This is a genomic window from Rahnella selenatireducens (assembly GCF_046449555.1).
GTDB classification, from domain to species: domain Bacteria; phylum Pseudomonadota; class Gammaproteobacteria; order Enterobacterales; family Enterobacteriaceae; genus Rahnella; species Rahnella selenatireducens.
In genome coordinates, this window is the sequence record NZ_JBKEZJ010000017.1 from 52,995 (window position 1) to 75,160 (window position 22,166).

Consider the following 22,166-nt stretch of genomic DNA (forward strand, 5'->3'; position numbering starts at 1 on the left):
GAGGGGTGTGCCAGAGTTCATGATGTACCTTCCGGGTAGAGTCAGAGGTTTATTATTTTTTCTGCCCGCAGGTCAGTCGCGGCTGACGGTATGGGTCTCTATATATTCAAAATTGATGTCCTCTCCGAGGCCGGGGCGGTTAGAAAGATGCACAAAACCCTGTTCATCCATCGGGTCAACAATGCTGTTCAGGTAGGCGGCGGGTTCGTCATATTCAAGAAACGGATGCAGCAGGCCGCGTTCGTACCAGCGACAGTTGCGGATCGCACCGACCACCGCCAGGCTGGCCGCGCCGTTGCCGTGAACTTCACAATCCATGCCGAACGCTTCGGCCAGACTGGCGACTTTCATGCACGGCGAAATGCCGCCCACGCCGTTTGCACCGGCGCGCAGAATGTCGCACGCACCCGCTTTCACCCAGTCCGCACGGCTGTGGTGTTTGCCTCCCAGGCTTTCCGGGCCGATCACGTCGATTGACAGGTTTTCCGACAGCCACGCGTAAGACGCCATGCTTTCTTCTTCCATCGGCTCTTCGAACCACGCGAAGTTGAGTTTTTCCAGTGCTTTGCCGATGGTCAGCGCCTGACTGCGGCTGTACCAGTGATAACCGTCGAGCATCAACTCAATGTCCGGCCCGACCGCTTCACGCACAGCGGCGCAGGCTTTGATGTCCATTTTCGGATCCGGTGCGAACGCCACCGGCGGCATCCAGGTGTGCAGCTTGATAGCCTGATAACCGCGTGCCACCAGTTTTTCGGCAAACTGACCGAATTCATCCGGCGTCGACAAGCCGCCTTTCAGCTCGTCACCGCACATGGTGCTGCCGTAGGCCGGGACTTTTTCGCGGAATCCGCCCAGCAGTTTGTGTACCGGCATATTCAGCTTGCGGCCGATCAGATCCCACAGCGCCTGCTCGACAAACGACAGCGCACGCTCGGTCAGCTGATGCGCACTGCCGCGCTGCCAGTGAACCAGATCCTGCCACAGACGTTCGCGGTCAAACGGATTCTGGCCAATCAGCACTTTTCTAAAAAATGCGTTCACGACGTGCGGACGCACCACTTCCGGCGGCGCGAACGAATAGCCGCAATCGCCTTCGTCAGTGGTAATCGTCAGCATCGCCATTTTCACCTGACTTTCTTCACCCGGATGCGAATGACCCGCGCTGTCTGAAACACGACGGGTCGGATAAGTAAAAACAGTGACTTCAACAGAACTTATTTTCACAGCGATACCTGCCATTACTGAGAGAGTTAACGCTCATCAGAGCGCCCCCGGACTGCGTTCTTGCCTGGCTTGTGAGCACGCTCACATTGTGTTAAAACCGCAATCCAACATAAATAAAATAGCGTTTCATTATTGAAGTTAGCCAGTTTTTTCGCGCATTGCCACGGCTAAAAGCCGAAAATATCCGTGTAAGTTTGGGCATCTGCACGGGACGATGTGAGCATTTTCACGAAAGCAGAGCGAAGTGTGATCTGTACAGTAAATAGGCGGAGGGACTGTGTGGGATATTCCCGGGTGCTTTTTGTGATGAGAAAAGTGGGCATGAGGAAATCATTCCGTTAGGCTAACGTTTTTAGAACGTGTCCGGCGGTCTCTGGAGTGGAATATGTTGCGAGTTATTGATACGGAAACCTGCGGATTGCAGGGCGGCGTGGTGGAAGTGGCGTCTGTCGATATTGAGGACGGAAGGATCGTCAATCCGATGAGCGATCTGGTGCGTCCCGATCGCCCGATAAGTCATCAGGCGATGGCGATCCACAAAATCACCGAGGCCATGGTTGCCGATAAACCGTGGATTGAAGACGTGATTCCCCGCTACCACGGCAGCCCTTATTACGTCGCACATAACGCCAGTTTTGACCAGCGCATGCTGCCTGAAATGTCCGGCCAGTGGATTTGTACCGTTAAGCTGGCGCGCCGTTTATGGCCGGGGATTAAGTACAGCAATATGGCGTTGTACAAATCCCTGAAACTCGACGTGAAAACCCCGGCAGAACTGCATCATCACCGTGCGCTTTTTGACTGCTATATTACCGCCGCGTTACTCATCCGCATCATGGATGAATCCGACTGGACGCCGGAAGAAATGGTCACTATCACCGGCAGACCTGCGCTGATCAGCACCATGATGTTCGGCAAGTATCGCGGTAAAAAGATTGCAGAAATCGCCGAAGACGACCCGGCTTATTTACGCTGGATGCTTAAAAACATCAAAGAATTAACGCCCGATCTGCGGATGACGCTAAAGCATTATCTGGATGCCCAATAAGCTTTTTGGCCTTCGTACGCGGTAACTCAAAGCATTCATTCTTCAGAGTGAATGCTTTTTGTTTTGTCCAATATCAGCGCTTTTAATTTGTGCAAAATCCATTCTATCGCCGGTTCCTTTTCACGCCGGTTATTCCATAACAGTGACAGGTGATACTTTGATGTTTCAACCGGGACATCATCGAAATCAAAATTATAGAGTTTGCACCAGACATCGACTAATCCCTCAGGCACCGTGGTAAACACGGGCAGACGCGACAAAATAAGCGGCTGTGATGCAAAATTTGGCGTGACATATTTCACTGTTCTTTTGCGTTCTGACAATGCGAGCTGGCGATCAATCAGACTTTGGTTTGCGCCTCTGTACGAAACCAGAAGATGGCCATATTTTATAAAATCCTCAATACGCAGCGGTTTTTTAATATCAATTTGCTTTCTGTCCCATACGGTTTTAAAACCAAATTGCACCAGATTTTCTCTGCCCGCTTCCAGCGTCACGTCTTTTCCGACCGAAATAATCACATCGGCTTTATCATCCTTGATCATTTGCAAATCATTATAAGGATCGGCTGCTAATACCGTCAGGGTTATTCCCGGTGCTTCGGCACTGACTATTTCCAGTAAGTCGGCCATCAGCCAGTGTTCGACCCAGTCACTCATCCCAATACGAAAATTATGAATGTCTGTCGCGGGTTTAAATACAGGGAAATCGAAAATTGTGCGATGAACGTTTTGAAGTGCTGGCCTGAAAGATGCGACAAGCTTCTCTGCACGGGAGGTGGGGAGCATGCCTTCTGACGTGCGGATAAAAAGCGGATCATCAAACATCTCACGCAATCTTTTTAAGGCGGCACTCATCGCGGGCTGGCCCAGATGAAGCCGTTTCGCAGTGTTGGTGACACTGCGTTCATCAACCATAATGACCAGTACGATCAATAGGTTAAGGTCTATTTTACCAAAATCATTTTCATTGATATCTTTCATGATTTTAATCGATTTGAATAATCAGGTGGGCGTAATCATACTTCGACCTTAACAGGTTAACAATCAACCTGCCCAAACATTATCGGGAGTAATATGCACATTTCAGTGACCGTCGGAAATTGTAGAATTTCAAAAATCACCGAGCAAACCGCATCATTTAAATTAACGTCGCTGTTCCCTGACCACCTTTGTGATATGGCTGGCGATGCAGATAAACGTATTGAGCTCTCTATCCACAGCTGGGTTATTAAAACGGCCAACAATATTATTATTATTGACACGGCCACCGGAAATCATCGCAACAGGAATAATGTTCCGCTATTTCATCAGCTGAATACTCACTATCTGCAAAATCTCAATCAGGCCGGATGTTCCCCCGAAGACGTCACCTATGTTTTGTTAACGCATTTACACACTGATCATGTCGGGTGGAATACTGAGAGCCATGAGGGCGAGTGGAAACCTCTTTTCCCTAATGCCCGCTATATTTGCTCCGAAACAGAATTAGAACATTGTAAAACCGATGAAAAACGCCAGGCGTTATATGAAGACAGTATTTTACCGCTTATTAAAAATGGAAAGTTGGAAACGATTAATATTCAGACATCACCACTTTTTGCCGGAATATTGAAGTTTATGCCCACGCCGGGACACAGTATTGACCATGCCTCCATCACCTTACAATCAGCCGGTGCTTACGCGCTTTTTACCGGCGATATCATGCACAACCCGGTGCAGTTTGCGCATCCTCACTGGAATTCTGTATTTTGTGAGAATAAGTCTTTAGCGGAACAATCCAGAAAGAAAGCCATCGACTGGTGCAAAGAACATAACGCGCTCTGGTTCAGCTCCCATTTTCCGGGGGCTTCTTACGGCCGTGTTCTGGAGGTCACTCACGGCCAGAAATCTTCAACAATTTATGAGGAAAAATAGAATGACAACGGATGATTACGCTAAAGCGTCTGTCACTTCATTGCTGCGTTCTCTTGATGACCGGCTCGTCACTTCTCAGGAACTTACTGAGCTCGCCATTGCACGCATTGAAAGTGCCGATAAAACCGGGCTTGCACTCAATGCCATCACAGGGTTATTTGCAGATGAAGCCCGTGCAGCTGCACTCATCAGCGATGAAAAGCGCGCCCGTGGTGCGACTCCGGGAAAGCTGGAAGGCATTCCCATTCTGATAAAAGACAACATCGATGTGGCCGGATGGCCCACCACCGCCGGATCCGTCGCGTTAGAAGGGATTATCGCCAGACAGGATGCACCGCTAATCACCAGGCTAAGGCAGGAAGGCGCAATTTTATTGGGCAAAACGGCGATGCACGAACTGGCCGCCGGGATCACCGGCGCTTCATCATTAACCGGTTTTACGCAGAATGCGTTACTCGCGGGCTACTCTCCGGGAGGCTCCAGCAGCGGTTCCGCCGTGGCGGTGGCGGCAGGCTACGTTCCGCTGGCAATCGGTACGGACACCGCAGGCTCCGTCCGCATCCCTGCGGCGTTTAATAACCTTTACGGGCTGAGAGGAACGCGGGGAAGCATTACAACGGAAGGCATTGTGCCTTTATCTCCGACTCAGGATATTCCTGGCCCTTTGGTGAGAAATGCCGGGGACTTGTGGCTGGCAGCCGAAATACTCTCAGGAAATCCGATTGCACCTTTCAAAGGCGAAATTAGCGCCGGTTTGCTGGACGCGTGGTTTACGGGAACCACGCCAGAGAATGCCGATATCAGGAATTTAATCACGCAAGCCGCAGATAAAATCACCCGCCATGCAGGCAAAATGTCGCATGTTGAGTTTCCTGGCCTTGAAAAACGGGTCAATGAAGCGAATGTAATTGCTTATGAATTTGCCGAATCGCTGGAACAATTTCTTGCCCTCAGAACCGAAGCAAAATTTAAATCACTTCAGGCTATCTATGAGTCAAAGCTTTACCATCCGCAATTAGGCACCGTATTTAGAAACCGCGCTTTTCACAAAGGCACATCATCCGGTGAATACACTCAGGCGCTCGAAATTCAGAAGCAACTTTACGAAGATTTGGAGCGGTTTTTCGCCTCAAACGGGATTAATGTTTTGGTCTACCCGGTGATTCGTCATCCGCCAGTGAAAATTGGAGAACAGCAGGAAGGAAGTAATGCGTTACTTTCAGCGGTGACAGGGGCTCCGGCATTGAGCATCCCTGCCGGGTTTACAAAGAATGGTTTTCCCGTTGGGATGGAGCTGCTTGCATTGAAAAATAATGAAAACATTCTGATTAGAGCAGCGTCTGTGTTTAGTCGGTGCTGAACTACACCGGCGCTTTAGTCCCTCTTTTCATTGCGGCACGTTTTCCCGGCAAACGCTGAGCACCAGTTGTCGCAACCAGCGGTGCGCCGGATCAACTTCTGAACGCGGGTGCCACATCTGTGAAATCGTGATTTCACGGGTTTTCACCGGCAGTTCGAACGCGCAAAGCCCGACGGGATCAGAAATCAGGAATGACGCAGGGATAAGTGCCACCAGATCGGAGTTTTGGGCAATCGCGAGCGCTGCGGAAAACCCCGGCACCACGGCGGCGATTTTACGTTTCTGCCCCGCTTCGGCCAGCGCATCATCCACCGGGCCATGCGTGCCGTTGCGGCGGGCAACGACAATGTGCCCGAACGAAACATATTCCTGCGCGGTAAGCGCCTTTTTCCGCGCCAGCGGATGGCCTTTGCGCACCACGCCGATAAACCTGTCGCGAAATAATGTCTGCAAACGTATTTCCGGCCCCATGTCGCCGACGACCCCAATCTCGAGATCGACCCGCCCTTCGCGCAATGCATTAGACGTTTTTTCCGGTTTTGGGGTGAACCGCAAACACACGGAAGGCGCGACCTGTGCGGCAGCGGCAATCAGCGCTGCGCCAAACGCCACCACAAAACCGTCGTTGGAGCGGATCAGGAAAGTGCGTTCCAGACGGGTTAAATTGAGTTCTGCCGAGGACGGACGAAGTAGCGCGCGCGCTTCAAAACTGGCGTTCTGCGCGCGTTCGCGTATTGCTTCTGCATACGGCGTCAGCACCATCTGGCGCCCGGCGCGCACCAGTAAAGGATCGCCGGTGGTCGTGCGCAGGCGGCTGAGCGTCCGGCTCATCGCGGAAGCACTTAATCCCAGTCGGCGCGCAGCACCGGCTACACTTCTTTCAGCGAGAAGCACATCCAGCGCAATGAGTAAGTTCAGATCAGGTTCAGTCATGCGCGCAGTGTAACGCGTCATGAAACCGGAGAGAAGGCGTTTGGTGCAGGTATTCAATGCAAATGCTGCGCCTTCCGCTATGTCCGGGCTCCCGCTATATTTCCTGCATCCCCTGTGAAAGAGAACGGTTTTAATTATGGAATTATTTTCAGACAGACCCGGCGATGAAGGATTACCGGGACGCGAGCGCGGTTTTGCGATGGCGGCCGTCATGACGATGGCAACGATGTCGGTTTTCGATGGTTCGATGGTGAATATCGCGTTGCCGCAAATCGCGCGGGCACTGGATATTTCGGCGGGCGCGGCGGTATGGGTTTCCAACGGTTATCTGCTTTCAGCGTCCATGGCGCTGGCGATTTTTGCCGCGATGGCCAGCCATATCGGCTTTCGTTCGATTTTCGTCGCCGGGCTGGCTCTCTTCACCCTTTCGTCTCTGGGCTGCGCACTCTCTTCCTCACTCGACGTGCTGGTGTTCATGCGCGTGTTGCAGGGAATCGGCGCAGCAGCGACGCTGAGTATTGGCCCGGCGATTTTACGGTCCGTATTTCCGACCCGTCTGCTGGGACGAATTCTTGGCCTGAATGCCCTGATTATCGCCACCAGCACGGCCATCGCACCCGTTCTGGGCGGCACGATTTTGTCGGCGTTCAGCTGGCAGTGGCTGTTTGCGATTAACATCCCGCTGGGCATCATTGCGATGATCCTGGCGCTGCGCGTGATTCCGGCGAATCCGGCAGCCACGCGCCAGCCGTTTGATTTTGCAGGTGCGGTGTTATCCGCCGCGATGCTCGGTGCACTGATCATGGCCGCAGACGCTTTTTCACGCCCCGGTGCAGATGATTTAGCCACCGCCGTCAGCTACGGGCTGATCGCCATTCTGACCGGCGTCGCGTTTGTCTGGCGTCAGCGCCGCGCGACAAAACCTCTTTTGCCGCTCGGCATTTTCGCCTCCCCGCGCTTTTCTCTGGCGGCGCTGACCTCGCTGGCCTCGTTTGTCAGCCAGGGAATTACTTTCGTGGCGCTGCCGTTTCTGTTCCAGAGCGTTTACGGTTACAGCGCGTTTGTCTCCGCCCTGCTTTTCACGCCGTGGCCGCTGGGCATTATTCTCGCCGCGCCCCACGCCGGACGTCTTGCGGATCGCTATCCAGCTGCCATTATCTCAACGATCGGTCTGGCTGTGTTCGGCGTGGGATTATTGCTGCTTGCGCAGTTGCCTGAACATCCGCAGTTCTGGGATATCGGCCTGAGAAGTTTCGTCTGCGGCCTGGGATTCGGCTGTTTCCAGAGCCCGAATAATCGCGAAATGCTGTCGAACGCCTCGCGCGAACACAGCGGCTATGCCTCGGGTGTACTGGCGATTATGCGCACCTTCGGGCAGTGCCTTGGCGCGGCAGTCGTCGGCGTGATCCTGTCCATCTACGCCGCCAACAGCGTGATCCGTGAAGCCCACGCCGTAAAACTGAGCCTGTGGGTCGCCGTGATTGCCACCATTCTGGCGGTTGTTATCAGCGTGAGCCGGTTGCGCGGTCAGCGACATGATTTGCAGGCAGAGAAATAATAAAGCGTGATACCGGCGCGCAAAGCTTATTGCGCGCCGGTATTAGCAAAAATTAGCGATTTTGATACAAATCCCAGCGGTTGCCGTAGAGGTCTTCGAACACGACGACGGTGCCGTATTCTTCTTCGCGAGGTTCCTCGCAAAACGTGACACCTTTGGCTTTCATCGCGTGGTAGTCGCGCCAGAAATCATCGGTATGCAGGAACAAAAATACCCGTCCGCCACACTGGTTGCCGATGAAAGTTTGCTGGCGTTCATTGGACGCGCGCGCCAGCAGCAGATTGCAGTCGCTGTCGGGATGTGGTGTGACGACGACCCAGCGTTTTCCCGGCTGCGGCGTATCCTCCACCAGCGTAAAACCGAGTTTATCCGTGTAATACTCGATGGCGCGATCATAGTCATCGACCACAATCGCCACGTACCCCAGGCTTCTTTTTTGCACTCTCACAATATCGCTCCTTAATATTTTCGTTCCGGTCACGGCATGCTATCCCGACGCGGGACTTTTCCCAAGCCGCTGTTTCAGGTTATGTTTACGACGATACACATCGGACAATTTTGAAGGCTCTTCCCGACGTCATACCCACTGAGGATAAATTTTTATGCTGGAACTGAGACCTAACTGCGAGTGTTGTAATACCGATTTGCTTCCAACATCAGCTGACGCGAAGATTTGTTCTTTTGAATGCACCTTCTGCGTAACTTGCGCCGACACCAAACTGGGCGGGATTTGCCCTAACTGCGGCGGGGAACTGGTCGCGCGTCCGCGCAGGCCGGAGAACAAATTAGCCAATAATCCGGCGTCGGTGACACGGGTCTTTAATCCAGCGGGTTGTGCGTCTTCGTAAAGCTTATCGGGTGGAAGATCCATGAGCAGGTCACTTTATGCAAAAGTAAAGGGACCTCTCAGCCTGGGCGGCGTTTTGATCGCTGACTGGCGAAGCCATATCTGACAAAACTGCCACCATTTTTCATCCAATTTATTGCACCAGAATGCCCTGGATCAGGCTCGCTTTTACAATAGTGACTTGTGAAATATTCAGCGCCTGCATAAACCCTTCGACCAGCAGCAAATTACTCACGTCAGTTGACCGGTATTGCCCTGCAATCTCGTTATCATTTTTCCATACCTGATTCTTCGAGACGCGTTCAACGTCCGCCAGCTGGTAGGTATTATTGGCCGGATGAATCTGATCCCTAACCGAATAACCGTGAACTCCACCAATTCCAATCACCCGACGTTTTTGTACATCTTGCTTAATCTGTGCGCTGACGTGCGTCCGGGCATAAAAGTTTACGTAACGCAGTACGGTATTGCGCAGCGAACCAATCGGGTTCGGTGACTCTGTTTTATCCAGTTCCTGATTTTTCAGCACGCTGATAATAAATTCTTTCAGTGTCACGGAGGCCAGTTTGCCCAGATAAACATCCGTCACATTCCGGCCATTCTGTTCGCGCATCGCCGTCATCTGCATCGACCCGCCACCGATATCCCAGACCAGCAGATCCTCATTTTTGACATTCCTGTCATGCAAAGCCGCTTTAGCCGAGAGGAACCCCAATTCGGCCTCCTGCTCCTGAGAAATGATGCGCAGCTGAATCCCGGCTTTTTGGTTGAACATGTCAATGACTTGCTGACCGTTGGACGCCGTTCGGAAAACTGCTGTCGCTACCCCCGTAATACGTCGCGGGTGGAAAGTCTGGGCTTTATCCACCATCTGTTTCAGCGCAACGACTCCCTGCTGCTGGATCGCTTCGCTGATCTGATTGTCTCCTGATTTCCCCAGTTCAGCGTTAAAAGCCAGCGGCCGCTGATCCTCATACAGCACTTTACCCAGCTGGTGATGACAGATATCCACTTCTGCGACCTGAATTTTGGTAGTACCCGAGCCCATATCGATTCCCGCACGGGTTTCGATACAGTTAACGGCCTGTGCAGAGAATGTGGTTAATGCGAATACGATGCAAAAAAAACTTTTTAGTGGGTGTTTCATCTCATCCTGCCCTGAAAAATAAAGAAAAAACTGAATCAGCGGCCAGGAAATGATACCCAGCCCCCGGCGCAGTCAGCGTGGACCTCTGAACCCTGCGGCTTTCCGGGCAACGCCGGATGCACACCGCCGGGTCCGGTCTGAATCTGAGCGAACGCAATCTGCCAGCGCGCATCCGGTGCGAAGCGTACGCCATCCAGCGTGATGCCAAGCTGATGTGTGTCATCGTAGCCTCGCAGCACGAGATCGCCAGATTCGCCAACGACATCCCGGAGGACGATGTCGCGGAAAACAGGGATCTCGCTACCCTGCGCGTTGACGTCGTAACGGGTGTCGAAGTCAATCGGACGGCGGTTATTACGCATACAGACATGCTCGTAACGCACACCGGTGGCTAACCCGCCGCGACTGGCGTCACTTTTGATACGCAAACCGGAAGTCGTGCCGTCCAGCGTCAGCCCCTGAACCAGTACATCGCTGACGCCACCGACCGTCTCGCTGCCGATTGACAGACCATGCCCCCAGTAAAAATGGTTATCGATCAGCGAGACGAATCGGGTGGCTCCGCCGCTGCCAGCTTTGATCGCCACATTATCGTCGCCGGTACGGATGAAGCTGTGTGCAATCGTAATATCCTGCGAGGCACCGGGGTCGATGCCGTCAGTGTTGCGCGCATTTGCCGGCGTATCAATACGCACATTCCAGAAGGTCGCTCCCTTTACGCCATTCATCGCCACGTGGAAGTTGGGCGCATCGTGTAGCGTGATTTTGTAGAAAGTAATGTCGTGTGCTTGGTCAATCTGAATCAGGCGCGGGATATTCTGCTTGCTGCTTTCGGTTTGTGCGCGACGCGCGAGTTGCCACCATGTCTCGTTATGTCCGATCATGGCTTGCCCGCCCTGTCCGTCGATCATCCCCTCGCCAACGATGCCGCCGCCATGCGTTCCCCTGAACAAGATAAACGGACGGCAGCCGCTACCTTTGTCATCGAGCGTGCCGCAGCGGCCATCCATATCGTATGCTTGTGGGTCGGTCGTTGCCGCCAGCACTGCATCACGATCGAGCCAGAGGGTGACACCGGATTTCATGATCAGCGGCCCGCTAACGAAGCGGATACCTGCCGCACCGGCGATCAGGCGTACGGCCGCTCCCGGCGGACAGCGGTTGATACTATCTTGTAAACGCCCGGAATCATCTTTCGGTTGTGCAGAAGGGGCTAAAGTTGCGCATACGGCAGCAGGTAATCCGGGTTCTGACACGTGCCGCCGATCCTGCGCCAGGCCAGACGTACTGCCCAGAAGCCCTGACATGACCAAAGCACAGCAGGTAAATCCCAATAAATGACTGCGGATCCCGGACATACAATCAACTCACTGATAATGAAAACAACATCATATTTGAGCCATATGAATAAATCATGTTCTGACTAAAAAAAAACACAGCGCGGGTGACCGTTTTGCAAAACGGCAAGATGTCATTTTTACAACCGGAGAACCCTTTCCGTGCAGTTACAAACTGAGGGTTAGATTGAGTGTGCTTTTTGAGATGGCTAAAGGTTACAAAAGAAGGAAACAGAGTCTGATATGAAGGATAATGCCCCCCTGAACACGGGGGTGAAAACAGTCAGCATTCAGGCTGAATATTCCGGAATGGCATGACAAAAGCCATCCTTATCTGAATACAAGAGGATTTTTATCGATGGCGATTTTTTTCGATTTTACTTTCAGAGACTTCATTGTTTTTCTTATTCCGGCCATTCTCGGTCTGATTATATTCACCAAAAGACGCAAGAATAATAAGGTCACCGCCAACTGTCTTGGGGTCTGGTTCTTTTTGGCTATCGGGTCATTCTGCGAAATATCCAACACTATTTACACCACGTATTCCTACAGACACAATGAGTTATACAACAACGAGAAATTTACAACTGTTTTTAATTATGACTTTTCTAATATTGTTTTCTTTGCAATTCTTATGATTGTCGCAATTATTCTTTTCTTTCAGGAACTACGTCTCAGGAAGATCATAACGGGTTAATCCGGGATCGGCATTACCGGGCTGTGGCACAAAGTAGTAAAAATGCGCACGTTTTGTGTCAGCGTTTTTCAAACCAAAAACGTTTAATTAAGCCGGTTATTCTATTAACCCGCTCAGGCGTTCCCCACGCACCCGCGGGGGTCAGGGACGTCCATACTATGATTAATAAAGGATTTTTATGCCGCGCCTCTCTGTACTGATTTCTGTACCTGCTCTGATAGCGTCCGTTTTTCTGCTTACCGGATGTCCGCCGCCGCCAGATTTGACGCAATGGCAGCGCCCGCATACTTCAATCGATGAAACGCGTGTCGCGATGGGGCAATGCGGCGTGCCACTGCCGGGGCCTGAACCGGATTTTACCGATAACGAAACGGTTCTTTATTACCAGTGCATGGAAGGAAAGGGATTCACGTATAAGCATGATTTTCATATTTGCGATGTGAACAAAAATACGCCCGCCTGCGTCGCAAAACAGCAGGGCTATCCGGTGAGCCAGAAGCAACTCGAAGCGTTGCCGTTTGTCGCTGATGGGGGGTCCTACTCCATCACACCGGGTTCGGGCGTAGACAAATCCCAGTTCATCCGCTGGCGTAAAGCCGGGTCTTCTCTGCATTTTTCCCATGCCGTTGAGAACGATAAGCTCGCGTTACAGACGATGTATGAGTGCGGATATCCGAATCCGATGGGCTCAGTGTCTTATCTTCCGACCGTCCTGAAGGCCGCACAGATTCAGCAATGTATGCTGGATAAAGGCTTCGAACCCAAAAACAAACTCATTCTGGTTTGCCGTAACTACCCGCAGGTGACGGGCTGCCGGGCATAGAAAAAACTATGTCCAGATTTCCCTGCCATCGGGCATGATCCAGACAATACCCGCCGGTGATTTGGCTAAAAACCAGAGACCGGCTCCCTCGGGATCGTCTAACTCATCGACAGGTTCGCCCTGAGGCCACGCGTTTTTTATCCGCTCCAGCTGTTGTTCAGGCGTTCCGGAAAGATATTGGCCGTCCGACGCCAGCCTGATTTTTCCCTCATCCACCAACTGTTCGAGCAGATGGAAGAAAACGTCAAACCTGAATCCAGTGTTATCCGGAATGTGGGCGCATTCAACGCTGATATGCTGCCAGACAGCCCCCATCGAAAGCCCGAAGGCGCTTTGGACGACGGCGTCACAGATTCTTTGCATTCCCATCAAATACCCTTTCATTAAAATGCCTGATATTCGTTTTTTACAAAACGAGCTCCGCAATAAAGTATAAATTATTCTCTGTTTCAAAAGACTAAAAAGACATCGGCACTTTGCCTGAAATATTGAAGGAATCTTTTAATGGTTTCGAGAGGGATATTTCAGGGACAAAAAAAGGCCGCTTTCGCGGCCTTTCCATTAACTTCTCACTTTCTTCAAGCGCGGATTATTTCGCGTCGGGCAGTGCGTAAGCGATGATGTAATCGCCCAGTTTGGTGCCGAACGAACCGTGACCACCGGCTGCAATAACAACGTACTGTTTGCCATTCACAGAGTAAGTCATTGGGGTTGCCTGGCCGCCTGCTGGCAGACGGGCTTCCCACAGTTTGTCACCGTTGCTCATGTTGAACGCGCGCAGGTAGTTGTCTGCGGTTGCCGCGATGAAGAACACGTTACCGGCAGTGGAAATCGGTGCGCCCAGCATTGGCATACCCATTTTGAACGGCAACGGAACCGGTGAGCTGTCGCGCACGGTGCCGATACGTTTTTTCCACACGATATCGTTGGTTTTCAGATCAACGCCGGAGATATAACCCCATGAAGGCTGTTTACATGGGAAGCCCAGCGGAGACAGGAACGCATTCAGGGTTACCGCGTAAGGCACGCCGTACTGATGCTGGATACCAGACTCAGAACCGGAACCGCCTTTATCGTTAGCATCAGGCTCGATTGGGTTGCCCGGGCCACGTGGGATCAGTCTGGACACGAACGGCAGAGCGATCGGGTTAGCAATAGCCACCTGACGGTCGGTATCCACAGAAATACCGCCCCACTCAAACATCCCCAGGTTACCCGGGAATACCAGCGTGCCCTGCTCGGAAGGCGGCGTGAACGTCCCTTCGTAACGCAGTTTGTGGAAGATCACACGACACATCAGCTGGTCGTAGATCGTTGCGCCCCACATGTCCTTGCCGGTCAGTTTGGCTTCAGGACGGAAGGTCAGTTTGGAGAATGGCTGAGTCGGAGATACGTGGTCGCCTTTCGCCGCACCCTGCGGAACAGGTTTCTCAGGCGCATCAACAATCAGCTTACCGTCACGGCGGTCCAGCACGAAGATGTTACCGGTTTTAGTCGGTACATAAATCGCAGGAACTTTGTTGCCGTTCTTGTCGGTGATGTCAGCCAGCGTTGGCTGAGCCGGAACGTCCATATCCCACAGATCGTGGTGAACCGTCTGGTAGAACCACGCCAGTTTACCGGTGGAGGCGTTCAGCGCCAGCAGGCCGCTCGCGAAACGTTCCATATTTGGCGTACGGTTACCGCCCCAGATATCCGGAGTCGCTACGCCGATTGGCAGATAAACCAGATCCAGTTTGTCGTCATAAGACGCCGGAGCCCATGAGTTCGGGGAGTTCGCCACGAAGTGCTCGCCTTCAGCAGGCAGCTTATTCGGATTAGACGCGCCCGGATCGAAGGCCCACAGCAGTTTACCGGTCTCAACGTCAAAACCACGGATCACGCCAGAAGGCTCGCGGGTTGAGTTGTTATCGGTTACCGCACCGGCAACAATGATCACAGATTTAGTGATGATTGGCGGTGAAGTCGGTTCATAGTGGCCCGGAACCGCGTTAGGCATATTGCTTTGCAGGTTCAGCTCACCGTTGTTACCGAATGCCGGGCAACGTGCGCCGGTTTCAGCGTCAAGTGCGAACAGACGGCCATCGTTGACAGGCAGAATGATACGACGTGAACAAACAGCAGGCGCTGCGCCGTTAGTTTCGGTGCCTTGCGCGGCTGGCGTGGTCTCATGATAAGACACACCACGGCAGGTTACGTGCTGGAAAGTCGGGTTGGAGTTGAGCTGCGGATCAAATTTCCACTTCTCTTTACCGGTCGCAGCATCCAGAGCAAACAGCTTTTGGTGCGGCGTACACAGGTACAACATGTCACCGATTTTGATTGGCGTTACTTCATCCGTGATTTCGCCCGGATCGTTGGCTGTTTTCAGGTCGCCGGTGCGGAAAGTCCAGGCCACATCCAGCTTGCTGACGTTCTGATCGTTGATCTGGCTCAGCGGCGAGTAACGGGTACCGCCCTGAGTACGGCCATAGGCTGGCCAGTCACCGTCAGGAATACCGGAATCCGATTTTGCTGGCGCAGAATCCGCCGCTTTAATCGTACCGTTAATCACCTGAGGGTCGTTAAAGATGGAATAACCCAGAACGATCACGGTGAACACCAGCGACAGCGCCAGTGCGCCACGCGCGAAAGCGTTCTTAGCGATCATCTGGTTATAAACGACTGGCAGCAGGATCCACAGACCGAGGAAGAAGGTCACGTCCAGACGCGGTGTCAGCGCCCAGAAGTCAGTGCCCACTTCCCACACAGCCCAGATCGTGGTGCCGAACAGGAACACGGCGTAAAGCAGTAATGCAGAAGAGCGACGGCGGAACAGCAGCCACGCAGTAACCAGCGAAATCACACCGGCAATAATGTAATAAAGAGAACCCCCTAATTTCGCCAGCCAGATACCGCCGACTAAAAGATAAATCCCGCTTAACGCGGCGAACAAAGCGGTAATTATTACGACGATGCGTGATAACGAGGCTTTCGTTTCCATAGTTGATGACCTTACAGATTTTTATAATCGTCGATTCAGGTGCGCTGAATCTTCAAGAACACCCGGTTTACACGGGCGTCATGCCTTGCGAATGCTGCCAGCGTTAACACGTGCAGGCGTCTGGCAGCTTCGCGGGGTACTTTTTACTGAATTCAAACGTACTTCTGTGACTGATGAAAAACGTAAAACTTATTCGAAGCTATAAGAGAGCGTAGCTCCGCCACCGTAGTTCCTGCCAGGTGCCGGTTCGAAATAGCGGCCATTGCCTTCATTTACGATCACGGAACCGACATAACTTTTGTCAAACAGGTTATCGACGCGGGTGAACAGGTCGAGCGTCACTTTGCTCCAGTTGAAGCGGTAACCCGCACTCACGCTGGCGACGGTATACGCCGGTGCCTGCTCGCTGTTTTCATCGTTCACTTCGATGTCGCTCATATAGCGGACATCCGCACCAGCGTGCCAGCCGTCAACCGGTGCCCATTCCAGCGAGGCGTAACCCATGTTGCGGGCAATCCCCGGCAGACGATTCCCCGCTGGCGTACAGTCCCCTGCGCCACAGGTTTCGTTGCGGAATGTCGCATCGAGCAAGGTCCAGGCCATTTTCAGACGCCAGTTTTCTTCAAACTGCTGATCCAGCGATAATTCCAGCCCACGACGACGGGTTTTCCCGGCGTTCATGTAGCTCGAACGGCCTCCGGTGCTTTCGGCAACAATCAGCTCGTCATCGGTGTCGGTTTGGAACACAGCGGCGGTCGCTAAACCGTTACCTACGCGCCATTTGCTGCCGACTTCAACCGTCGTGCTGGTGGCCGGTTGCAGATCCAGATTCAGGCCAGATTTGCCGTCAGTGCGGTAAGAAAGCTCATTAATGGTCGGCGTTTCAAAACCACGTCCCGCAGACACATAAGTATTCAGCGTCGGCGTAACCGCGAAATTCAGGGACGCCATCGGCAACAGTTTGTGGTAACGGCGTGAACCGCTGTCATCCGGATTTTTGCTGGTGATGTAGAAATCCGTTGAGTCGAAATTGACGGTGCTGTAGCGCGCGCCGACATCAAGCGTCCAGCGCGGCGTCAGGTTCCAAGTGGTTTGCAGATACGGATCAAGGTTCCACATCACGTTCTTTTCGTTACGGCGTTCATTCCCCTTCACGCCCAGATCGCCATCAGAATCGAAGTTCTCATAACCGAAACGACGCTCGGTCATGGTTTCATAATCCAGGCCACCGGTGACGGAGAACGGCACGGAGCCAATCTGGTCATTATGTTTCCAGCGCGTATCCACACCGGAATATTTGCGCTCCAGCACAATCACGCCACCTGCGTTCAGCGGGTTTTTCTGCGATGCGGCAGGAATGGTTTGGTATTGCGTAGTGTGGCGTTCGCCGTGATAAGTCATCAGGCTGAACTCATCGTTCTCGCCCATATCACGCTGATAGCGCAGGCCGACTTGCGTCTGATCCAGCGATTTACGCGCATTGTACTGATCGGCGCGGGTCGCCTGTTTCGGGTTATCGTGCCATTCGGATTCGGTCAGACCGCCCGGATCGTTCGCATCTACGGACACGCTGTTAAACATCAGCGTCAGGGTGCTGGCGTCATCGATACGCACGCCCAGTTTGCCGTTACCGAGATTTTTCTGCGTACCGCTGTGGTCGCGGTAGCCGTCGGTGGTGAAACGCGAACCGGAAATCAGGTAATTAACATCGCCCGCATGCGTGCCGTCGCCGGTTGCGCCGCTGGCTTTTACGCTATTACGGAAAGAACCGTAACTGCCAAAATAGGTGCCGGCTTCAAGTTTGGCGGGCTGGGAACCGGTTTGGGTATCCACGTTGACTACGCCGCCGGAAGAGTTGCCGTAAAGCGCCGAATACGGGCCGCGCAGCACTTCGACGCGATCAACCGAGTTCAGATCGATATTGGAGGTCTGCCCCTGCCCGTCTGGCATGGTGGCCGGAATGCCATCGACATAAATGCGCACGCCGCGCACGCCGTACATGGAACGGCTGCCGAATCCGCGAACGGAAAGTTGTAAATCCTGCGCGTAGTTCTGGCGGTTCTGAACCTGTAAACCCGGTACGCTGCCAAGGCTTTCAGACAGATTGACCTGCGCTTTGCTGTTTCTGAAATCGTCTCCATCAATCACGCTGACCGCAGCAGGCGTGTCCAGTTCGGACAAGCCACCGGTACTTTCGCGTTTGATGACCATCAGCGAAGAAGAATCTGACGAATCGTCGGAATCTTTCGCTGAAGTTCCCGGCACTGACTGTGCGTAACTGACTGAAACTGGGTTCAAAACTGATAAAAACGTGATGATAAAAGCAGAGGTTTTGGCGTTCACTTTATGAGTTCTTTTGTTTTAAGTTAAAAGGCTGAGTCAAAAAAGACGACGCACATCTCAATTTTAGACATTAGAAGTAGACACAAATCGACCAATCTGATTGAGAGCGGTGAAGGGCGTCACTATAGTTTTTTTCTTCCTGTTAGTACATACGCAACTTTACAAATATAACTTTTTAACAAAATACCGCACGCAGAGTACATCTGAGGACCATTCTCATTTTAAATCTCCGCGCAAAACCTGCGTGTATATACAAGCTTTGGCGTTTTTTCTCCCCAATGAAATAAACGGCTTGTTTCACATGAAAATTAACCCGATAACCACGGGGTTATTAATTATTTTTCATGGTAGCGATTACATTGAATTCAAGGCATTGATTAAAAAGTAATTTATAAAAATCCTGTATAGGCTGAGATCACGATAAGTTATGTTCAGAAAGCGCCTCATAATTCGGAATATCCTGTTTCATTTCCCTCAGAAAATTCCGCTTACTGAGTGAATATAGACCACGATTTGCACAAGCGGGAATAAGTCGCGGCATTTTTATACGCTTAATGTTCCGATATATGGCACTACCCAGTCTTTACAAAACAAATAGAACAGAGCGACCGGCGACGAGAGGATTTTTGCGGGGAAAGCGTTTTCACAGAAGTCATGCCCCGCGTTTAGCTTCTGAATGGGGATGCTGGGAAGCTTTTTTTTCTTACGGAAACTCTATTTATCAAACAGTGAAATTTCGCTGAGAAGCGATCAATTTTGCGCCGCAAGCAGTTTCCATACCTTCAACAGCTAAGGCCAATCCATCATAGGTCATAGGTAATTTGAGGTGTACCTTCCGTGATGGGGAAAGTCCCTTTACACAGCGGGCATGGCACCCCATTTCCAACGCCTGCAACCGGGATATCTAAATATCTTACCTGTTCAAATCCCTCTGCGACTGTCCCACCATGCGTGGTTTTATCACCTTTAAGTATTACGGCCAGATTAGGCATATTGTTCGGTTCCAAATAGCGTTAAAGATAGGTTGTGGTTATTTTGGTGTCTATGGGTGTGATTTTTTTCGCATCAAGAACTGAATTTTTACCCAGTATTATGACTGTGATCGTCTTTATAAAATGTTGACCTGAACATGAAGTGCCAGGGGTCGAACCTTCAACGGTTAGCTGTGCGACCCCATCATGCTGAGGTGTTCCCGTTATCTCGAATACCCCTCTTGAGATCCCCCCCCTCTTTAGTAGGGTTTATGACATTCAACTTAAGGCCATCATCTAATTTACTGGCATCAAATTTAATATCGTAGACAACGAAAAGAGTTTCTATTTTCAAATAATATGGCTCCCCCACTTTGGACGTTAGAGAATTGCTATATTCCAACTCCAGGTCAGGGGTCTTCCAGCAACAACCATTTAAGAAAAGCAAAATCAATAAATACGTTACAGATCTCTTACAATTATTAATGGATACTAAGAAAGCTTTAATTATTTGCATGTCCTCCCCTTTTGCTAAAGACATTTTATAACCAACGATTCATTTTTCAGTAGGCTTGCACTTTGCATTTTCGATTTTGATTTTGATTTTGATTTTGATTCAGGATCCACCACCAGTAAGTTGAAATTTTTTCTAAACTGCAAGCCAGGACACTGAGTTCCAGGAGTTGAGCCTTCAACTTCGAAAGATATAATCCCCACCTTATTTGGTGTCCCTGTAATTTCAATGAATCCATACATTGAATTATCAACATATGCCCGTATATTCATACCGCTATCTGAAAAGCCCTCTATATTTATAACGTGCAGTCTCCTGACTGGTGAACCCTTTGTAATAATCCTAACATAATAGGGGTTTCCGACTCTCGCTACAGGAGGGTTTTCTGGATATAAATCAACATGTCTGTCCATTAGAGAACAGCAACCTGGGGTCATTAAAATGAGTACTAAAGAAACTAGCTTCATGAAATTTTTCATATTAAACCTTATCAAATACAACAGCGCCGTAAATATAAGAAGAAAACTCTTTTAGAGTGCGGGTTCTTTTTATATGAAACGCACTCATTCTTTTACTCTCTCCCCAAGAGAATAACTCGACATCTATCATTGCTTCCCCAGTTGTATTTTCATCTACAGACTGGAAAGCATTTACAACCTGTAAACCACTTTCAAATACAACCCAATGAGTTGGATAACCACTTTCACCACCATATATTAATCCGTGATTAATTAATACTGCGACATTTGTGTTCTGGCTAACATAAGAACTTAATTTAGCAACTTTATAAATAGGCCATGAAAAAAGAGACATGTCATGATAAACAACTTTAGCGCCGATTGATTTGACCCACTTAATGATAGCTTCAGGCATTGTCAACCCACTGAACTGGTCATCAGGAGATTTATAATCAAAAAAAATGTTTTCGCTATCTCTTAAACTTGCCATTGATATCCAATCAATCGCAGAAACCCTGGTTTCTCCTGACAGTAAAGTGTAGTTTTCAGGATGACACACACCTTTTGAAGGTCTTATATTCAAATTTCCAAGCATTGCCTGCCCATCATTCCAAAGATTTTTTATGTATCGACTATAAACTTCAGGATTATCTTTTAACAAAATATACAGAAAAACAGCTGGACCACACAGACTTGCCTCACCTTGATCCGGATATTTATTCTTCATATAGTCCACATCTGAACTGCGATACTTCAACCGCGACCGCAACTGCCGTTCTATTTTACTTTTCTCAAAGGGATCGTTGGGATGCCCGACGGGGAACTGTGAATCAATAAAAATACGATGATTCGATATTGTACAAATTTTATCAAATGTCGGGTTCTTCGTTGTTTCCGCAGAACTAAATTTTTTATTAAACACTGTCCAGTTATTCGTAGTACTGGCATCCGGGAATGAATTAATCAGAATATTTTTATCTGTGCATAATCCCTGACAAAAAATATCACAGTACACCAGGGGTTTCTCAGAAGGCACATTGACAAACGTCATGTGATGATGTGCAGAATGGCCGTCCTGCGTGAAAGCGGTCTCAGGTTCAGAATGTAAAATATCCTGCTCACCTGAAGCTTCACGAAGGCTCATCACATACGTGTATTTTGTAAAATCAATCGTAACGCAAGCATCCTGATTTAATGCTTTAAGGGTGAAATACGCATTAACGTCCATGATTATTGAATCCTGCTTTGATTGTTATGCAGTACAGCCTCAACATGTATCTGATCGGCTTTTTCGCTGGTAAATATTTGCGTGTATCCCTGACGGTCAGTCTGGCCGGTTATCTGACTCCCATCAGGTAAAAAGGCGATATAGTCCGTCGCGATATACGGTTTTTTCTGATCGTCTTCGAGTAAGAAACGGACCTTATATTTATCCTCTTCATTGTCTTTATCTCCTTCTTCCTTTTCATCATCAGAATGATCATTATCTTTATTATTCTGGGGTGAGTTTTGCGGGTTATCGTTTTCAACTGGCGAGAAGGTTGAGGCGTGAATTTCATCGTGATTAAAGCTTCCTCCGCCACCTTTTGATGCAGACAAAGAGGAAACCACAGGCGGAAGGATTTCAACCTTACCCCGGAGCCGGATAATCGGGCCATCCAGCGTAATACCGGACTCATCTATAATGATGCGCCCCATAGGTCCCTGAATATCGACTTTCTCGTTGCCTTTAAGGATAATTTTTTTGGCCTGAATAGTGTTCTCTTTACCCGTTAAGATGGTTTCCTTACCCTCAGTCAGCCGTGAGTAATCACCGGCAGTTTCGCTGTGATAATTCGCCTGCGATAATTCTTCTCTGTGAGCTTTTACATCAAGATGCCAGCCACCTTTGATGGTGGTATGCCGGTCCCTTTCCACGATGACCGTATCATCCCGGGCAACTGATAAACGCTGATCGTTTCCTACCACTATTTCACGATCGTGCTGAACCGCATTAAATTGATC

At 50.5% G+C, this 22,166-nt stretch carries 18 protein-coding genes and 1 pseudogene; 6 read left to right on the forward strand and 13 right to left on the reverse strand.

The window, feature by feature from the left end:
• Nucleotides 1-72 precede the first annotated feature (72 nt).
• Nucleotides 73-1,227: a mandelate racemase family protein gene (locus ACLBVC_RS21485; protein WP_410151298.1), complete on the reverse strand. Its 1,155-nt coding sequence runs from the start codon at nt 1,225-1,227 to the stop codon at nt 73-75.
• A gap of 385 nt (nt 1,228-1,612) precedes the next feature.
• Here ACLBVC_RS21485 and exoX point away from each other — a divergent pair, with 385 nt between their 5' ends.
• Nucleotides 1,613-2,275 carry an exodeoxyribonuclease X gene (gene exoX, locus ACLBVC_RS21490; RefSeq protein ID WP_410151299.1) on the forward strand — a complete coding sequence of 221 codons (663 nt, stop codon included), beginning with the start codon at nt 1,613-1,615 and terminating at the stop codon, nt 2,273-2,275.
• Between the two features lie 35 nt (nt 2,276-2,310).
• On the opposite strand, the gene ACLBVC_RS21495 is transcribed toward exoX, so the two are convergent.
• Nucleotides 2,311-3,258, reverse strand: a complete 948-nt coding sequence (locus tag ACLBVC_RS21495; protein WP_410151300.1) for a LysR family transcriptional regulator — start codon at nt 3,256-3,258, stop codon at nt 2,311-2,313.
• Nucleotides 3,259-3,351: 93 nt separating this feature from the next.
• On the opposite strand from ACLBVC_RS21495, the gene ACLBVC_RS21500 reads away from it, so the two are divergent.
• The gene (locus tag ACLBVC_RS21500; RefSeq protein ID WP_410151301.1) at nt 3,352-4,191 is read left to right on the forward strand and encodes an MBL fold metallo-hydrolase; all 840 of its coding nucleotides are present in this window, start codon (nt 3,352-3,354) and stop codon (nt 4,189-4,191) included.
• Between the two features lies 1 nt (nt 4,192).
• Nucleotides 4,193-5,551 (forward strand): amidase, encoded by a 1,359-nt coding sequence (locus ACLBVC_RS21505; protein WP_410151302.1) that lies wholly within the window; start codon nt 4,193-4,195, stop codon nt 5,549-5,551.
• Between the two features lie 27 nt (nt 5,552-5,578).
• Here ACLBVC_RS21505 and ACLBVC_RS21510 read toward each other — a convergent pair whose 3' ends face one another.
• A complete protein-coding gene (locus tag ACLBVC_RS21510) occupies nt 5,579-6,484 on the reverse strand; it encodes a LysR family transcriptional regulator (RefSeq protein ID WP_410151321.1) in 906 nt (301 codons plus the stop codon).
• Between the two features lie 136 nt (nt 6,485-6,620).
• Here ACLBVC_RS21510 and ACLBVC_RS21515 point away from each other — a divergent pair, with 136 nt between their 5' ends.
• Nucleotides 6,621-8,042 (forward strand): MFS transporter, encoded by a 1,422-nt coding sequence (locus ACLBVC_RS21515; protein ID WP_410151303.1) that lies wholly within the window; start codon nt 6,621-6,623, stop codon nt 8,040-8,042.
• Nucleotides 8,043-8,094: 52 nt separating this feature from the next.
• Here the strand turns inward: ACLBVC_RS21515 and ACLBVC_RS21520 are convergent, their stop codons facing one another.
• Nucleotides 8,095-8,490 (reverse strand): VOC family protein, encoded by a 396-nt coding sequence (locus ACLBVC_RS21520; protein ID WP_410151304.1) that lies wholly within the window; start codon nt 8,488-8,490, stop codon nt 8,095-8,097.
• Between the two features lie 154 nt (nt 8,491-8,644).
• On the opposite strand from ACLBVC_RS21520, the gene ACLBVC_RS21525 reads away from it, so the two are divergent.
• Nucleotides 8,645-8,890 carry a DUF1272 domain-containing protein gene (locus ACLBVC_RS21525; RefSeq protein ID WP_410151305.1) on the forward strand — a complete coding sequence of 82 codons (246 nt, stop codon included), beginning with the start codon at nt 8,645-8,647 and terminating at the stop codon, nt 8,888-8,890.
• Nucleotides 8,891-9,022: 132 nt separating this feature from the next.
• On the opposite strand, the gene ACLBVC_RS21530 is transcribed toward ACLBVC_RS21525, so the two are convergent.
• Nucleotides 9,023-10,036 (reverse strand): Ppx/GppA phosphatase family protein, encoded by a 1,014-nt coding sequence (locus tag ACLBVC_RS21530; protein WP_410151306.1) that lies wholly within the window; start codon nt 10,034-10,036, stop codon nt 9,023-9,025.
• Between the two features lie 35 nt (nt 10,037-10,071).
• Nucleotides 10,072-11,292, reverse strand: coding sequence for a glycoside hydrolase family 28 protein (locus tag ACLBVC_RS21535; protein WP_410151307.1), 1,221 nt, complete (start codon nt 11,290-11,292; stop codon nt 10,072-10,074).
• A 956-nt stretch (nt 11,293-12,248) separates the two neighbouring features.
• Between ACLBVC_RS21535 and ACLBVC_RS21540 the strand changes: the two genes are divergently transcribed.
• A complete protein-coding gene (locus ACLBVC_RS21540) occupies nt 12,249-12,893 on the forward strand; it encodes a hypothetical protein (protein WP_410151308.1) in 645 nt (214 codons plus the stop codon).
• A 6-nt stretch (nt 12,894-12,899) separates the two neighbouring features.
• Here the strand turns inward: ACLBVC_RS21540 and ACLBVC_RS21545 are convergent, their stop codons facing one another.
• From ACLBVC_RS21545 to ACLBVC_RS21575, 7 genes and pseudogenes are all read right to left on the reverse strand, one after another.
• Nucleotides 12,900-13,262, reverse strand: a complete 363-nt coding sequence (locus ACLBVC_RS21545; RefSeq protein ID WP_410151309.1) for a DUF596 domain-containing protein — start codon at nt 13,260-13,262, stop codon at nt 12,900-12,902.
• 220 nt (nt 13,263-13,482) lie between these two features.
• Nucleotides 13,483-15,876, reverse strand: coding sequence for a glucose/quinate/shikimate family membrane-bound PQQ-dependent dehydrogenase (locus ACLBVC_RS21550; protein ID WP_410151310.1), 2,394 nt, complete (start codon nt 15,874-15,876; stop codon nt 13,483-13,485).
• A 189-nt stretch (nt 15,877-16,065) separates the two neighbouring features.
• Nucleotides 16,066-18,219 (reverse strand): TonB-dependent receptor PqqU, encoded by a 2,154-nt coding sequence (pqqU, locus tag ACLBVC_RS21555; RefSeq protein ID WP_410151311.1) that lies wholly within the window; start codon nt 18,217-18,219, stop codon nt 16,066-16,068.
• 803 nt (nt 18,220-19,022) lie between these two features.
• Complete coding sequence (locus tag ACLBVC_RS21560) at nt 19,023-19,211, reverse strand: PAAR domain-containing protein (RefSeq protein ID WP_410151312.1); 189 nt, start codon at nt 19,209-19,211, stop codon at nt 19,023-19,025.
• A 510-nt stretch (nt 19,212-19,721) separates the two neighbouring features.
• The gene (locus ACLBVC_RS21565) at nt 19,722-20,183 is read right to left on the reverse strand and encodes a hypothetical protein (RefSeq protein WP_410151313.1); all 462 of its coding nucleotides are present in this window, start codon (nt 20,181-20,183) and stop codon (nt 19,722-19,724) included.
• Nucleotide 20,184: 1 nt separating this feature from the next.
• Complete coding sequence (locus ACLBVC_RS21570; protein WP_410151314.1) at nt 20,185-21,390, reverse strand: hypothetical protein; 1,206 nt, start codon at nt 21,388-21,390, stop codon at nt 20,185-20,187.
• A gap of 2 nt (nt 21,391-21,392) precedes the next feature.
• Nucleotides 21,393-22,166 (reverse strand): annotated as a pseudogene (locus tag ACLBVC_RS21575) (bacteriophage T4 gp5 trimerisation domain-containing protein); the annotation flags it as partial.